This window comes from Streptomyces sp. NPDC018029 (assembly GCF_044327655.1).
Classification (GTDB): domain Bacteria; phylum Actinomycetota; class Actinomycetes; order Streptomycetales; family Streptomycetaceae; genus Streptomyces.
The window spans coordinates 622,736-638,322 of the sequence record NZ_JBIRFV010000001.1 but is presented as its reverse complement, the minus strand read 5'-3'; the positions used below and the strand labels follow the sequence as shown (position 1 = coordinate 638,322).

Sequence of the window (15,587 nt, the reverse complement as noted above, 5' to 3'; positions counted from 1 at the left end):
CCTTCCATGCCCCTCCGGATGGCCGCCCGGGCCATTGTTCTCCCGCTGCGGTGCGGCTACGCTCCGCGCGTCCGCACCGGTCCCGGCAGGCCGCAGACCACGGCCACAAGGGCGGTCAGGAAGCACAGGGGGACACGGAAGATGCTGGGGACCGAGAGACCGGCCGCCACCGGCCGCGCCGCCCGACGGCCATGACCGACGTACTCGTGGCGGGCGCGGGCATCGGCGGGCTCACCGCCGCGCTCAGCCTGCACGCGGCGGGCATCGAGACCCGCGTGGTGGACGCCACCGACCAGCTGCGGCCCGTCGGCGTGGGCATCAACCTCCTGCCGCACGCCGTGCGGGAGCTGACCGAGCTCGGACTCGGCGACCAGCTCGCGGCGACCGCCGTCGCGCCCGACGTGATGGTCCACTTCGACCGGCACGGCAACCGCATCTGGGCCGAACCGCGCGGCCTCGCCCTCGGCTACCGCTGGCCCCAGTACTCCATCCACCGCGGCGCCCTCCAGCTGCTCCTCCTCGACGCGGTCCGCGAGCGGCTCGGCGACCACGCGGTCCGCACCGGCACCGCCTTCGTCCGGCTCGCCGAGCACGAGGGCGGCAGACTCCGGGTGATCCTGCGGGACATGGCGCGCGCCCGGGAGTACGGCGTGCGGGTCCGCGCCCTGGTCGGGGCCGACGGGCTGCACTCGGCGGTACGGGCCGTGCTGCACCCCGGCGAGGGGCCGCCGCTGTGGAACGGCATCCGGATGTGGCGCGGCATCGCCGAGTGGCACCCGGTGCTCGGCGGGCGGACCGTCGCGGTGGCGGGCAGCAACGCCACCGCGAAGCTCGTCGTCTACCCGATCTCCCGGCGGGCTCTGGAGCGGGGCAGGACGCTGCTCAACTGGGTGGCGGAGGTGCGGTTCCCGCCGACGCACCACCACGGGATGGCGGGGCCCGCCGACTGGAACCGCTCCGGGCGGCTCTCCGACGTCCTGCCGCACTACACGGGCTGGCGCATCGGCGACCTGGACGTGCCCGCGCTGCTCGCCGCCACGCGGCACATCCTGGAGTACCCGATGGTCGACCGCGACCCGTTGCCCCGGTGGGGCCGCGGCCCGGTCACCCTGCTCGGCGACGCGGCGCACCCGATGTACCCGGTGGGGTCGAACGGCGGCTCCCAGGCGATCCTCGACGCCCGCGTCCTCGCCCGCTGCCTCGCCCACACCGCGCCGGACCGGGAGGCGGGGCTGCGGGCGTACGAGGAGGTACGGCGGGAGACCGTCAACGCGATCGTCCTCGCCAACCGCGACATGCCGGCCGACCGCATCCTCCAGACCGTCGCGGAGCGCGCCCCGGAGGGCTTCCACCGCGTGGAGGACGTCCTGACCCAGGAGGAACTGGCCGAACTGGACGCGGCGTACCGCAGAACGACGGGCGCGGACGTGGCGGAACTGAACGGGCGCGGGTCCTGGGGGGTGGGGTGGGGCGGCCAGTAACACGTGGCCAGTAATGCGCGGCCCGTAACGCGTGACTCATGACGCGTGACTCATGACGCGTGACCCGTGACGCGTCGCCGTAACGCGATGTCCGATATCCGCCAGCCCCCTGCCCGTCCCCCGCGCGAGGCTCGTCTCATGAACACCACGCACGCAGGGACCACGGTCCCGACAGCCACCGCCTACACCCCCCTCCCCATCTCCCCCGAAGTCCTCGCCCGGCTCCGTGTCACCGACGACGCGGGGCGGCCCTGCCTCCCGTACGTCGACCCGGAGGGCGGCCATCCGCTCCGCTGCTGTCTGCGGCCCGTCGCGCCCGGCGAGCGCATCGCCCTCGTCTCGTACGCGCCGCTGCGCCGCTGGGCCGCCGAGACCGGCGCCACCCCCGGCGCCTACGACGAGCAGGGGCCCGTCTTCATCCACGCCGACCCCTGCGAGGGGCCGGCGGAGGAGCGTGCCGGGTATCCGTTCTCGCGGGCCGGGGCGCTGCGCACGGTCCGTCGCTACAGCGCCGAGGGGCACATCCTCGGCGGCCGCCTCCTGGAGATCCCCGAGGACGAGGAGCGAGGCTTCGACGCCGCGTTCGCCGAGGCCTTCGCCGACCCGCGGGTCGCCCTCGTGCACGTCCGCGCCGTGGAGTACGGCTGCTTCCACTTCGAGGTGCGCAGGCCGGAGCCGGCCGGGGCCTGACAGAGGCTCAGGCCTCGTCCGCGGCCACCGCCCGCGCGAACTCCCTCACCCGCTCCGTCTCGCCGTCCCGGTGCCACACCATCCCGAGCACCGAGTCCGGCAGCCCGTCCACCGGCACGAAGACGACGTCCTTGCGGCCGTGGTACTCCGCCGTCGGACGGCACAGCAGCATCGCCCCCCGGTCCGCCGCGACCAGCGTCAGCCCCTCCTGGAGCGTGCGGACCGCCGGGCCCGGCGCGGCGGAAGGGGCGTGTGCCTCGCGCCAGTACGCGGGCGCCGGCGCCGCCGCCGCGATCAGCGGCGTCCCCGCGAGCTCCGCCGCCGCGAGCGACTCGCGCCCCGCGAAGGCGTGCCGCACCGACACGGCGACGGTCTGCCGCTCGCTGGAGAAGACGGGGCCGAGCACCAGATCGGGCTCGGCGACCGGCAGCAGCACGATCGCCGCGTCCACGGCCTTCTGCCGCACCGCCCCGAACGGGTCGGAGAAGGGGATCTCCACGATCTCCGCGACGCAGGCCGGGTGCCGCTCCTGGAAGACCGCGATGGCCCGCATCAGACGGTCGTCCGCCGTCCCCTGGAAGCCGATCCGCAGCGTGCCCTCGACGCCCCGCGCGGCCGCCCTGGCCCGCCCGACCACCGATGCCAATTCGTCGTACGACGGGCGGAGTTCGGCAAGGAAGCGTTCCCCTAGTGTGGTCAGTGCGACCCGTCGGCTCGTACGCTCCAGCAGGCGCGCGCCGATCCGTCGCTCCAGGGCGGCGAGCAGTTGGCTGACGCGGCTCTGCGAGACGTACAACCGCTCGCCGGCCCGCCCGAAGTGCAGCTCTTCGGCAAGCACCAGGAAACATTCCAGTTCCCGGATCTCCAGCCCGTTCCCGCTCATGGCGCGCGGCTCCTCTTCCTTGATCGTCCCGGTCGTCGATCATCGCTGATCGATGAACCCGGCTCATACAAGGATGAGATCTTCCGCGTTGTTCCCCGGCGGGCACCCCCACAGGGTGGATGCCATGTCACAGACCACACAACTCCCCACACCGGACGTCGCGTTGCAGCGGCGGCGCGGCGGTCCTGCCGTCCTCGCCGTCGCCGCCGCCACCTTCTCCGTCGTCACCACGGAGATGCTCCCCGTCGGACTCCTCACCTCGATCGGCGCCGGCCTGCACGTCTCGGACGGCACCGCGGGCCTCGCCGTCACGCTGCCCGGCCTCGTCGCGGCGCTCGCCGCCCTGCTGCTGCCCGTCGCTGTGCGCCGCGCCGACCGGCGCACGGTCCTCGCCGTCCTGATGGCGCTGCTCGCCGCCGCCAACGTGGCCTCCGCGCTCGCGCCCGCCTTCGGCGTCCTGCTCGCCGCCCGCGTCCTGGTGGGCGTCTGCATCGGCGGCGTGTGGGCCATCGCCGCCGGGCTCGGCGTGCGGCTCGTCCACGAGGAGGGCGCGGGGCGGGCCACCGCGGTCATCTTCAGCGGGATCGCGGTGGCGTCCGTGCTCGGCGTCCCCGCGGGCACGCTCCTGGGTGAACTGGCGGGCTGGCGCTGGGGGTTCGCGGCCCTCGCGGTGCTCGCCCTCGCCGTCGCGGGGCTGCTCGTCGCGGTCCTGCCCCGGCTCCCCGCGGACCGGGGCGTCAGGCTCGGCACCTTCCCCGGTCTGCTGCGCATCGGCAGGCTGCGGGCCGGACTCCTCGCCGTCACCCTCCTGGTCACCGGCCACTTCGCCGCGTACACCTACGTCCGGCCCGTCCTGGAGCGGGTGCCCGGCATCGGCGCGGGACTGGTCAGCGGGCTGCTCCTCGCCTACGGAACAGCCGGCATCGTCGGCAACTTCGCGGGCGGCGCCGTCGCGGCCCGCGACCCGCGCAGGGCGCTGCTCGCGATCTGCGCCGCGCTCGGCGCCGTGGTGCTGCTCATGGTGCCCGCGGGCGCCTCGCTCGCCGCGTCGGTGGCGCTGCTCGTGGCCTGGGGCCTGGCCTACGGCGGGGTCTCGGTCTCCGCCCAGAACTGGGTGATGGCGGCCGCCCCGCACGCCCGCGAGGCGGCGTCGGCGCTCTTCGCCGGCATCTTCAACGTGGCGATCGCCCTCGGCGCTTTCGCGGGCGGCCGGGTCGCGGACAGCCGCGGGGCCGGTGGCGTGCTGTGGCTCGGCGGCGCGCTCGCCGGGCTCGCGCTGGTGGCGGTGGCGTGCGCGAAGGGGACGGCCACACAGGAGAAGGGGACGGCCACCCGGTGAAGGGTGACCGCCCCCTGCGGGACGTACAGGACGTCAGCCCTTGAGCTCCGCGGCGACCAGCTCCGCGATCTGGACGGCGTTCAGCGCCGCGCCCTTGCGGAGGTTGTCGTCGGAGATGAAGAACGCCAGGCCGTTCTCGACGGTCTCGTCCTTGCGGATGCGGCCCACGAACGAGTCGTCCTTGCCCGCGGCGACCAGCGGCGTCGGCACCTCGGTGACGACGACGCCCTCCGCCTGCTCCAGGATCTCGGTGGCGCGCGCGGGGCTCAGCGGACGCGCGAAGCGGGCGTTGACCTGGAGGGAGTGGCCGGTGAAGACGGGGACGCGCACGCAGGTGCCCGACACCTTCAGCTCCGGGATCTCCAGGATCTTGCGGGACTCGTGGCGGAGCTTCTGCTCCTCGTCCGTCTCGTTCAGACCGTCGTCGACGACCGAGCCCGCCATCGGCAGGACGTTGTACGCGATCGGCGCGACGTACTTGTCCGGCTCGGGGAACTCGACCGAGGAGCCGTCGTGGGTGAGCTTCGGCGCGTCCTCGCCGACCTTCTTGATCTGCTCGAAGAGCTCGTCGACCCCGGCGAGACCGGAGCCGGACACCGCCTGGTAGGTGGCGACGACCAGCGCTTCGAGGCCCGCCTCGGCGTGCAGCGGCTTGAGGACGGGCATCGCGGCCATCGTCGTGCAGTTCGGGTTGGCGATGATGCCCTTGGGACGGTCCTTGATCGCGTGCGGGTTCACCTCGGAGACGACGAGGGGGACCTCGGGGTGCCGGCGCCAGGCCGACGAGTTGTCGATCACGACGGCGCTCTGCGAGGCGACCTTCTCGGCGAGGGCCTTCGAGGTGGCGCCGCCCGCCGAGAACAGCACGATGTCCAGGCCCGTGAAGTCGGCCGTGGAGGCGTCCTCGACGGTCACGCCGTCGATGACCGTCCCGGCGCTGCGGGCCGAGGCGAACAGGCGCAGCTCGTCGACGGGGAACTTCCGCTCGACGAGGATCTTGCGCATGACCTTGCCGACCTGACCGGTGGCTCCGACGATTCCGACCTTCACGGGGATGTCCTCCATATGTGCGTGCGGCCTCGTGACCTCGGCCGGTCTGTGGGGGGTGGCTCCATGATGCGTCTGTCCAGGGCCGCCTTGTCCAATCCATTGTCCGAGGTGCGGGACGCCACATTCGCCGCGCGCCGCCGTGAACGTTTCGCACGCCCGGGGCGTCCTAGGGGAAACGCGGGGAGGGGAGGGGCACATTGCTGCGCAGAAAAACGCGCCGCGCGCAGACGGGGGCCGGGGGAGCGGACCCGCTGGACGCGGCCCAGGAGGACCGGGTGCGGGCCGTGCTCGCGCTCGGCGGGGTGCCGCACGCCGATCTGCCGGACGGGGTGCAGCAGGTGCGGCTGAAGCTTCTGGAGCGGGCCGCGGACGGGCACGAGGCGCCGCGTGACGTGTCCGCGTGGGCCGCCGTCGTGGCGTCCAACCTGGCCATGGACTGGCACCGGGCCCGGCGCAGGCAGGAGCGGCTCGGCGAGCGGCTCGCCGTCCTGTGGCGGGAAGCCACCGACGAGGACGGCGCGGAGGCGCGGGCCACCTCGCTGGCCGTCGCCCAGGGCCTCGGCGAGCTGCCGGACGCCCAGCGGCAGGTCCTCGTCCTGCGTTTCTACGCCGACCTGCCGGTCCGGGCCATCGCCGACGAGCTCGGCATCCCGGAGGGCACGGTCAAGAGCAGACTGCACACGGCGGTACGGCTCCTGCGGGCGCGGCTGCACGAAGGGGAGGTGGTGTGACGGTGCGGGACGAGGACTTCGACGCGCTGATGCTCGCGATCACGGACGATCCCGTGCCCGGGGAGGCGCTGCGCGACCCCGACTTCGCGGCCGCCCACGCGGCGGCCGTCGCGGACGTCGCCCTGCTGAGGGAGCGGCTCGGGGCCGTGGGCGACGCGCTGGCGGCCGGCCCCGCCCCGCCGGAGAAGGCCGTTCCGCTCAGGCCCTCGCGCGCGGCGGCCCGGCACCGCTTCACGGTCTCCCTCGGCGCGGTCGCCGCGACGGTGGCCGCGGTCGTGGTCGGCGGGCTCGGCTGGCTGGCGGTGGACGCCGGACAGGGGACGAGCAGTGACGCGGACGGGGCGAAGGGCGCCGCGTCCGGCCAGCAGCGGGACGGGAAGCAGGAGGGGCAGCGGGACGGGGACGCCGGGGGCTCCGCGGAGGCGGACCTCACCCCCGAGGGCTTCGTCGCGTGCTCGCGGCTCATCGTGGAGGGCACGGTCACGGCGGTCGACGCGGTGCCCGGCGCCGCGCGGGACCGGGTCACGCTCGACGTGACCCGCTACTACAAGCCGAGGACGGGGGACGGCACCGTCACCTTCCCCATGGACCACGACGTCGACCCGCGCCTGAAGGCCGGCGACCGCGTCCTGATCACCATCCCCCGGGGCGCGGCCCAGCCCGACAACTGGGCCGTGGGCAAGGACCGCGACAGCCTGCGCCGCACGGTCCTCAATGCCCTGCCGGGTGCGGCGAAGACCCGCTGCGGGGAATGATGCGGGGAACGAAAAGAGCCGGTCGGGCTCGGCAGAGCCCGACCGGCGGTACTTCAGGCGCACACCGTTACGGCGTGACCTTCTCGACCTTCACGCTGCCGCTGCCCGCGACCGTGCCGCCCGCGTTGAGCAGGGACACCTCGCCGAACAGCTCACGGCCCGCGGCGGCCGGGGCCTTCGCCTCGACCTTGGCCTCGACCTGCGCCGAGGCGCCGTTGCCGAGCTTCACCGGCTTCGACTCGTCGACGGTCACCTGGCCGAGCGCGTCCGAGAAGAAGACGTCCCGGTAGTCGTACGCGGTCGAGCCGGACGGCACCGAGTAGCCCGTCACCTCGATCGTGTACGTACCGGCGGCCGGCTTCTTCAGGCTCACGGTCTCCTCCGAGTCGCCCTCCGCCGACGAACCGACGACCTGGCCGTCCTTCTTCACGGCGAGGTCCAGGTCGGCGGCGACGTCCGCGGGGGAGCCGATGGCGACGTCGAGACGCTCCGCGCCCGCGGGCACGACGACCTCGGTGGTCTGCGTCTCGTTCTGCTTGATGCTGGGCCGCGCCGACTTGGACGAGCCGAGCGAGCCGCCCTTCAGCTTGCCGTCGACGGCCGCGAAGTTGTTCGTGGCCTTCCAGGAGACGGGGGCGGGCGTGCCGACCTTCGCCTCCGGCAGCGTCTGCACGGCCGGGTCGAAGTCGACACCGAGCGCGGCGACGTTCAGCTTGTACGGGTTGTCGAGCAGCGGCGACGTACGGCGCGACTCGACCTCGATCTCCCAGACACCGGCCTGCGGCTCCGCGTACGAACGCAGGTCCGGGCGGCAGGTGTTGGCCGGGTTCTCGTAGTTCGGGTAGCAGACGATCGACGAGGTGGAGTCGACCGGGACGCCGTACGGGTGGATCGCTATGAAGCGGGTCTGGCTCTTGTCCTTCAGGCCGCTGAGGGAGACCTCAAGGGACTTGGCGCCCTTGGGGACCGTCACGAAGTAGGACTGAGGGGCGCTGCGCTGCACCGTGCCCTCGGCGGAGAAGGTGAACGACGGCTTGGCGAGCGGCGCCGAGACGACGACCGTCGACATGACCTGCTGGTCGATGCCCTCGGTGCGCTCGTCGTCGACGGTGAGGATCGCGCTGTGCAGGCCGGCGGACTTGGCCTTCGCCTGGACCTTGACGGTGACCGGCTTGTTCAGCGGCAGCTTGATGTCGTCGTCGCCGAGCAGACGGAAGGTCTTCTCGTGGTTGTTGACGAGGTCCAGCTCGTGGCTGATGGAGCGGTCCGGGCCCGAGGTGCGGGTGATCGTGACGTCGTACGTCCGCTTCTGGCCGGCCTTCAGGCCGCCCTCGCGGTCGTAGATGCCGGTGCCGGGCTTCTTCAGCTCCTGCTCCAGGGCGGTGTCGACCGGGGCCTTCACCGTGTACGTGTGGGCCTTCGCGTCGTCCTCGATGGCCTTCCAGGCGTCGACCACGTTGATGCGGCCGGTGCCCTGGGCGTACGCCTGCTCACCGCGGATGCGGTCCGCGGTGGAGGTCAGCGCGGTGCGCAGCTTCGCCGGGGTGAGGTCGACCTTCTCGCGCTTCGCGGCGGAGAGCAGCAGCGCCGAGGCGCCCGCGGCCTGCGGGGATGCCATCGAGGTGCCCTGCAGCATCGAGTAGCCGGCCGGGAGCTTGTAGCCCGCCTCGGCGACCGGGGAGCCCGGCAGCCAGGTCTGGGTGGTGTTGATGGCCGAGCCGGGCGCCGAGATGACCGGCGCGAAGCCGCCGTCCTCACGCGGGCCGCGCGAGGAGAACGGCATCATCGCGTACGGACGCTCCACCTGGGAGCCGTAGTTGGCGGCCCAGGTCTCCTTGGAGATGGCGGCGCCGACCGAGATGACCTTGTCGGCCAGGCTGGGGTCGCCGATGGTGTTGGCGCCGGGGCCCGAGTTGCCCGCGGAGATCACCAGCTGCACGCCGTAGGTGTCGATGAGGCGCGTGTAGAGCTCGGCGCGCGCGTTGTTGCCGTCGTTGAGGGCCGGCAGGCCGCCGATCGACATGTTGACGATGTCGACGCCGCGCTTCGTCACGAGGTCGATCATGCCCTCGGTGAGCGCGACGTTGGTGCAGCCGCCGGTCCAGGTGCAGGCGCGCGACGAGACGAGCTTGGCGCCGGGGGCGGCACCGTTCATCTTGCCGCCGAACAGGCCGTTGGCCGCGGTGATGCCCGCGACGTGCGTGCCGTGCTCGGACTCGATGACGCCGATGTTGACGAAGTCGGCCTTCTTGCCGACCCAGTCGCCGCCGTACGGGTCGGTCGGCACGTCCTTGCGGATCTCGACGACGAACGGGACGCGCTCGACGACGTCGGTCGCCGGGTCGTCCTTGCCGAAGTAGGCGACCTGGTGGCCGTCCTTGTACGGCTTCATCACCTCGTCGTCGGTGAAGTCCTTGTTGTTGTTCAGGTCGACGCGGACGGTGCCGGCGGCCGGGTCGTAGAGCATGCCCCAGCTGTCGGTGGTGTCGCCGTCGCGGTTGATGTCGCCCTTGGCGTCGCCGCCGGTGGTGGCCGACTCGCGGAAGCGGTTGACCTGGAAGGAGCCCGCCGGGGCCTGCCAGGTCTCGCTGTCCCAGGTGAAGGTGGGGCCGGTGACCGGGTTGGTCATGCGGCGCCAGGTGCCGTCCGCGTCCACGATCGGGTCGGTCGCCGTCACCCAGTCGGTGATCTTGCGCTCGCCGGTGGTGGTCTTCTTCAGCGCGGGGTGGCCGAGGTCGACGCCGGAGTCGAGGATGCCGATGGTGGTGCCGCGGCCGTCCGCCTTCGGGTGCTTCTTCACGAAGTCGACGGCGCCCGTCTCGGCGGCCGGGTTGTACGGGTTGTCCGCCGGGGTGTTCTTGTCCGGGCCCGGGTACGTCCCGCGGGCGGCGGTCTTCGCGCCCTCGGCGCGGTCGGCGGCCGGGGTCGGGTCGTCCAGCTCGATCTCGTGGCGCAGGTCGATGGCGTGGACCGACGACAGCTTCGCGGCCGACTTGATCGCCGCGTCGGCCTTGCCGGTCGGCACGGTCGCGCGGACGTAGCCGAGCTTGTCGTAGGTGCGGCCGACCGAGCCGCCCTTGACGGCGTCGAGCTGGCCGGCGACCTGCTCGGTGGCGCCGGGCGCGGTGGCCACCATCATCGTGACGGTCTTCTCGCCCTCCGCCTTGGCGTCGGCGAGCAGGTCGGCGTCGGCCGGACCGAGCTTGCCGCCCGCGGACTTGGGGGCGGGGACGGGGGTCTCGTCCGCCGCGAAGGCGAGGGGCACGGCCCCGGTCGCGCAGAGCGCGGCGGTGAGACCGACGGCTATCGCGAGACGGGGCGCGCGTCTGGCGCTGGAACTGGATCTGGGCATCGGCATCCCTGTGCGTGAAGGTCGGGAAGGAGGGTCGACCCGGCCCCGGGTTTCCGAAGAGTTCCGGAATGCGGGGCCGGATGACCGCTCAGCCTTACGCAAGTGACAGCTGTTTGGGGAGAGTTGTCCGAGCTGTGATCAGGGCGTGACGCAATTCCGCCATGCGCCATCGAGGACATGGGCGGCTATAGGGGGACATGGGGAGCGGTTGCACCCCTGGAAGGGGCGCGGGGAACCGCGCGACAAGCCACGGCGAACTCGCAGATGAACGACGGGCAAAGGAAGAACCGCCTAGCGTCAACCTCGTGCAGAAGGAACTCCGGGTGGCGGCCTACGCCGTATGCGTACGCGACGGGCAGGTGTTGCTGGCCCGCTGGGTGGCGGGCGACGGCAGCAAACGCTGGACGCTGCCCGGCGGCGGCATGGACCACGGGGAGGACCCCTACGACACCGTGATCCGCGAGGCCGACGAGGAGACCGGCTATGTCGTCGAGCCCGTCACGCTCCTCGGCATCGACTCGCTGCGCCGCCGCTACCCGCGCAGGCTCGGCGCCGTCGCCGACTTCCACGGACTGCGGATCGTGTACGAGGGGCGCGTCACCGGCGGCGAACTGCGCCACGAGACCGACGGGTCCACGGACCTCGCGGCCTGGCACCCCCTCGCGAGCGTGCCGGACCTCGACCGCGTCGGGCTCGTCGACATCGGTCTGGAACTGTGGCGCCGCCGCCCGGCCGACGGACACGGCCGCGCCTCGGGGCCGGTGCGCTGACCTCCTCCGGAGCCGTCCCTTCCCCGCGAGGTGAACGTGGAGTGACCGCTTCCTCTCCGGTCGGAGAGGAGTGCATGACCGCGCAGGGTGCCGGGTGATCCACGTACGGTGATCGGCGCTGCCCGTTGCCGTCTCGTTCACGCACAGGCCATTCCGGATGCCAACGATCCAGTACGAGCGGAAGTTCGCAGGCCGCAAGTCGGGCCGGGGCGACCGCGACCACTGCCGACGCGTTCGCACTCGGGGAGACCGCGCATGCCGCGCATACGCTCTGTCGCCACCGCAACAGTCACCGCAACCGCCGGCGCGACGGCCCACGCGGCCTCCGCCGTGGCCGGCGCCGCCGCCCGACTCGACCGCCGCGCGTTCCTCGCCGCCACCGGAGCGGTCACCCTCTCCGCGGGCGTCGGCTACGCGATGGGACCCGGCGCCGGCTCCGGGAACGCCGCACCCGCGGGCCACGCCACCGTCCCGCGCTCCCGCCCCGCGCCCGCCGCGCCCCTCATGCCGTACAAGAACGGCACCACCCTGCTCACCGTCGCCGCCCCGCACGGCGCCACCGGCTACCGGCGGCTCGGCGACGGGCCCGCGTGGCCGCGCGTCGTGCGCGGCGACCTCGCGGCGGCCGGGGCGGGCCGCGAGGAGCGGCGGACCCCGCTCGCCGCCTTCGTGCAATTCACCGACCTGCACCTCGTCGACGTCCAGCACCCGCTGCGGTACGAGTACTTGCGCGCGCAGACCGCGAGCGCCTGGCGGCCCCACGAGTCCCTGTCCGTGGCGGGCGCCGTCGCCCTCGTCGAACGCGTCAACGCGCTGCGCGGCGCGCCCGCCACCGGCGCGCCCCTGCACTGCGTCGTGACGACCGGCGACAACACCGACAACAACTCCAAGGCCGAACTCGACTGGTTTCTCAAGGTGATGAACGGCGGCCGCATCACCCCCAACACGGGCGACCCGCGCCGGTACGAGGGCGTGCAGGCGAGCGGCCTGAAGCTGTACTGGCACCCGGACGACGCCCTGCGCGACGCCGACAAGAGGCTCGGCTTCCCGCACCTGCACGGCTTCCTCGACGCCGCGATCCGCGAGGTCAACAGCCCCGGCCTCGGCCTGCCCTGGTACTCCACGGTCGGCAACCACGACGCGCTCCCCGGCGGCTGCTGGTCGCCCAAGGACTCGTACTTCACCGACTTCGCCGTCGGGGGAAAGAAGTTGATGTCCCTGGACGAGTCGCGCGGGGCCGCCCTCTGGAAGGCGGTCAAGAGGGGCCGCGACCCCAAGGGTGCGCAGTTCAAGGAGCTCCTGCGGAGCGAGAAGCGGCGGATGCGGTCCGTCACGCCTGACCCGTCCCGGGCGCCCTTCACCCCCGTCGAGTACCTCCAGGCGCACCTCGACCCCGCCCACACCGGCCCCGGCCCCCACGGCCACGGCTACACCCAGCAGAACCTCGCCGCCGCCACCCAGTACTACTCCTTCCGCGTCAGCGACGACGTGCTCGGCATCAGCCTCGACACCACCGACCCCGGCGGCCATTACGAAGGCTCCCTCGGCACCGCCCAACTCCGCTGGCTGGAACGCGAGCTCAAGGCCAACGAGCGGCGCGCCGGCGGCCCGTCGTACGTCGTCGTCTTCAGCCACCACACCAGCAGGACCATGCGCAACCTCCGCCACGACCCGGCACGCCCCGGCGAGGCCCGGCACGGCGGCGACGAGATCGTCTCGCTGCTCGGCCGGTACCGCTCCGTCCTCGCCTGGGTCAACGGCCACAGCCACAAGAACAGGATCACCCCGCACCAGACTCCGCACGGGTCCTTCTGGGAGGTGTCCACCGCCTCGCACATCGACTTCCCGCAGCTCGCGCGGGTGGTGGAGATCGCCGACAACCACGACGGCACGGTCTCCGTCTTCACCACGCTCATCGAGTCCGCCGCCCCGCACCGCACGGACTTCACCGACCTCTCGCAGACCGGCCTGGCCGCGCTCTACCGCGAACTGTCCTTCAACGCGCCCGGCGCGAAGCCCGCGCTGGGCGGCGAGGCGGGCGACCGCAACACCGAACTGGTGCTGCGGAAGGGCTGAAACCCGCCCAACCCCCGGGACGCCGCTCAACCCGCCGCCACGGGCCACGGGTCCCACCGGCCGAGGGCGGCGAAGCCCTTGCTGCGGCGACCGGAGGGACGGTACGGACATGGCGGTACTCAGGAGACGGCGGACCGGTGTGGCGGCGGCGCTGGCCGCGGCGGCGGTGGCGGGCGCGCTCGCGGCACCCGCGGCGGTCGCGGCCCCCGGGAGCGGGGACCGGCACCGGGAGACCCTGCGCGCGATGGAGGCGGCCCTGAGCGAGGACGTCCCCGGGGTGACGGCGCAGGCCACGGACCGGCGTGGCCCGTGGAACGCCGCCGCGGGCACCGGCGACCTGGCACGGAATACCCCGCGTGGGGCCCACGACCACTACCGCGTCGGCAGCATCACCAAGACCTTCGTCGCCACCGTCCTCCTCCAACTGGCCGCCGAAGGACGGCTCTCCCTGGACGACACGGTCGGACGGTGGCTGCCGGGCGTGGTCGAGGGCAACGGCCACGACGGCGACCGCATCACGGTCCGCCAACTCCTCAACCACACCAGCGGCATCTTCAACGTCACGGCCGATAAAGGCTTCCGGCAGCGGGTCTTCACCGAGGAGTTCCTCGACCACCGCTACGACACCTGGACACCCCGGCAGCAGGTCGCCATCGCCATGCGCCACGAACCGGACTTCGCCCCCGGCACCGCCTGGAAGTACTCCAACACCAACTACGTCCTCGCGGGCATGATCATCGAGAAGGTCACGGGCACGCCGTACGCCCGGCAGATCGAGCGGCGCGTCATCGAACCGCTCGGCCTGCGCGCCACGTCGGCCCCCGCCACGAAGCCGACCCTGCCGCGGCCCAGCTCACGGGCGTACACGAAATTCTCCGACGCACCCGGCGCCCCGCACCACGACGTGACGGAACTCAACCCGTCCGTGGCGGGCGCGTCCGGCGGCATGATCTCGAACTCGGCGGACCTCAACCGCTTCTACACGGCACTGCTGCGCGGCAGGCTCCTGCCGAAGAAGCAGCTCGCCGAGATGAAGACGACCGTCCCGAAGGGCGAGGGACAGCCGGGCGGGCGCTACGGCCTCGGCATCGAACCCGTCACCACCTCCTGCGGCACGGTCGTCTGGGGCCACGGCGGTGACATCCACGGCTCGGAGTCCGTGGCCATGGCGACGGCGGACGGCCGCCACGCGATGGCGTTCAACTTCAACGGTCCCGGTGCGGACTTCATCCCGGTCATGGAGGCGGAATTCTGCGGACGTGACTGAGGGCCGCCGGGAGCCGTCGGGAGCCGCCGGGAGCCGTCGGGAGCCGTCGTTCACTGGCCGACGGCTCCCGTCTCACGTGTCATCGGGGCAGCACCACGACATAGGCCGCCGGCTCACGGTCCGTCGACGCCATCAGCGCGGTCCGCACCACGGTGGCCTGCTGCTCCGCCGAGTCCCTGAGCTTCTTCGGGGTGATGTGGACGACGGTGATGCCGAGCCGCTCCAGGTGCTCCCGCTTGCGGACGTACTCGGACCACAGCATGTCGTCGTCCTGCCGGAGGCCCTGGCGAGGGGCCCGCGTGTCCAGCTCCACCGCCACGGCCTGGTCGGGCCAGTAGGCGTCGACACCGCCGAGCGGCGGGCCGCCGGGCAGACGCAGGTCGACGTTCCACAACGGGGCGGGCAGCCCGTACTCGTCGACCATCCGGTACAGCCGGTCCTCGGCGATGGCCCGCCCCTCGGCGAGCAGCGAGTCGACGGCGTCCACCACGTGCGGCCGGGTCAGCAGCCGGGCGAGGTTCAACTCCCGCACGACGGCGGCCGGTTCGCAGTGCCCGCCGCGCACCGCCTCGGTGAGCAGCCGGCGCACCGCACCCGCCTCGGAGAGCCGCGCCACGGCGTCGGCGATGGCCCGCGGCACGGGCGCGACCGGAACCCCCGTGACCTGCTGCGGAGTCGGCATCGCCGAGGTGCGCACGAGCCGGGCGAAGCCGACCGAACGCAGGCGCCGGGTGCGGGGCACCAGGACGTCGATGCGGTCCAGGGAGAGCAGCGGGGGAGCGGACGCGAAGCGGTGCAGGGCGAGCGCGGCGAGGCCCGTGATCATCGCGTCCGCGTACGCGGCGTGCGGCTCGTCCGCGCGGGGCTGGGCGGGCACGCCCCCGGCCTGCCTGGCCGGCGGCCGCCCCGCGTACAGCAGCGCGCCGTGCAGCCGCTCCTCGCTGGTCGGCGGCCCCGGGTGCAGCAGGCAGACGCCCGGCAGCAGCTGCTGCCAGGGGCCGCCGGGACGGCAGTGGGCCCCGGCGTCCGCCGCGGAGACGCCGTGCTCGCCGAGCTGGGCGGTGCTCATGACGCGGGGCCGGGCGTCGGCGAGGTGCCGGAGTGGCAGGGGGAGAGGGAGGGGGGAGAGCGAGGTGTTGTGGTTCATGACCCGGTCGTTCCTCGCCCGGTCACCCCGCTAACCGCTGTTACAA

At 73.1% G+C, this 15,587-nt stretch carries 12 protein-coding genes; 8 read left to right on the top strand and 4 right to left on the bottom strand.

All coding sequences use genetic code 11. The features are described 5' to 3' along the window. Nucleotides 1-191 precede the first annotated feature (191 nt). Together ACH4D5_RS02790 and ACH4D5_RS02785 are read left to right on the top strand one after the other, a co-directional pair. Nucleotides 192-1,481: a flavin-dependent oxidoreductase gene (locus tag ACH4D5_RS02790; RefSeq protein ID WP_398297831.1), complete on the top strand. Its 1,290-nt coding sequence runs from the start codon at nt 192-194 to the stop codon at nt 1,479-1,481. A 138-nt stretch (nt 1,482-1,619) separates the two neighbouring features. Further along, on the top strand, nt 1,620-2,171 hold the full coding sequence (locus ACH4D5_RS02785; protein WP_398297829.1) for a DUF1203 domain-containing protein: 552 nt from the start codon (nt 1,620-1,622) through the stop codon (nt 2,169-2,171). Between the two features lie 7 nt (nt 2,172-2,178). Here ACH4D5_RS02785 and ACH4D5_RS02780 read toward each other — a convergent pair whose 3' ends face one another. Then, nucleotides 2,179-3,054, bottom strand: coding sequence for a LysR family transcriptional regulator (locus ACH4D5_RS02780; RefSeq protein WP_398297827.1), 876 nt, complete (start codon nt 3,052-3,054; stop codon nt 2,179-2,181). Nucleotides 3,055-3,178: 124 nt separating this feature from the next. Here ACH4D5_RS02780 and ACH4D5_RS02775 point away from each other — a divergent pair, with 124 nt between their 5' ends. After that, on the top strand, nt 3,179-4,393 hold the full coding sequence (locus ACH4D5_RS02775; RefSeq protein ID WP_398297825.1) for an MFS transporter: 1,215 nt from the start codon (nt 3,179-3,181) through the stop codon (nt 4,391-4,393). Nucleotides 4,394-4,426: 33 nt separating this feature from the next. Here ACH4D5_RS02775 and ACH4D5_RS02770 read toward each other — a convergent pair whose 3' ends face one another. After that, a complete protein-coding gene (locus tag ACH4D5_RS02770; RefSeq protein ID WP_398297823.1) occupies nt 4,427-5,443 on the bottom strand; it encodes an aspartate-semialdehyde dehydrogenase in 1,017 nt (338 codons plus the stop codon). Between the two features lie 197 nt (nt 5,444-5,640). Between ACH4D5_RS02770 and ACH4D5_RS02765 the strand changes: the two genes are divergently transcribed. Together ACH4D5_RS02765 and ACH4D5_RS02760 are read left to right on the top strand one after the other, a co-directional pair. After that, nucleotides 5,641-6,174 (top strand): RNA polymerase sigma factor, encoded by a 534-nt coding sequence (locus ACH4D5_RS02765; RefSeq protein WP_398297821.1) that lies wholly within the window; start codon nt 5,641-5,643, stop codon nt 6,172-6,174. After that, a complete protein-coding gene (locus tag ACH4D5_RS02760; RefSeq protein ID WP_398297819.1) occupies nt 6,171-6,929 on the top strand; it encodes a hypothetical protein in 759 nt (252 codons plus the stop codon). Before ACH4D5_RS02765 ends, ACH4D5_RS02760 begins: the two co-directional genes overlap by 4 nt. Before the next feature lie 67 nt (nt 6,930-6,996). On the opposite strand, the gene ACH4D5_RS02755 is transcribed toward ACH4D5_RS02760, so the two are convergent. Continuing rightward, nucleotides 6,997-10,281 carry a S8 family serine peptidase gene (locus tag ACH4D5_RS02755; protein ID WP_398297817.1) on the bottom strand — a complete coding sequence of 1,095 codons (3,285 nt, stop codon included), beginning with the start codon at nt 10,279-10,281 and terminating at the stop codon, nt 6,997-6,999. 305 nt (nt 10,282-10,586) lie between these two features. Here ACH4D5_RS02755 and ACH4D5_RS02750 point away from each other — a divergent pair, with 305 nt between their 5' ends. From ACH4D5_RS02750 to ACH4D5_RS02740, 3 genes are all read left to right on the top strand, one after another. Further along, on the top strand, nt 10,587-11,051 hold the full coding sequence (locus tag ACH4D5_RS02750; protein ID WP_398297815.1) for an NUDIX hydrolase: 465 nt from the start codon (nt 10,587-10,589) through the stop codon (nt 11,049-11,051). 255 nt (nt 11,052-11,306) lie between these two features. Further along, nucleotides 11,307-13,127 (top strand): TIGR03767 family metallophosphoesterase, encoded by a 1,821-nt coding sequence (locus ACH4D5_RS02745; protein ID WP_398297813.1) that lies wholly within the window; start codon nt 11,307-11,309, stop codon nt 13,125-13,127. A 109-nt stretch (nt 13,128-13,236) separates the two neighbouring features. Further along, a complete protein-coding gene (locus ACH4D5_RS02740) occupies nt 13,237-14,394 on the top strand; it encodes a serine hydrolase domain-containing protein (protein ID WP_398297812.1) in 1,158 nt (385 codons plus the stop codon). A gap of 79 nt (nt 14,395-14,473) precedes the next feature. Here the strand turns inward: ACH4D5_RS02740 and ACH4D5_RS02735 are convergent, their stop codons facing one another. After that, on the bottom strand, nt 14,474-15,541 hold the full coding sequence (locus ACH4D5_RS02735; RefSeq protein WP_398297810.1) for a hypothetical protein: 1,068 nt from the start codon (nt 15,539-15,541) through the stop codon (nt 14,474-14,476). Between the last annotated feature and the right edge of the window lie 46 nt (nt 15,542-15,587).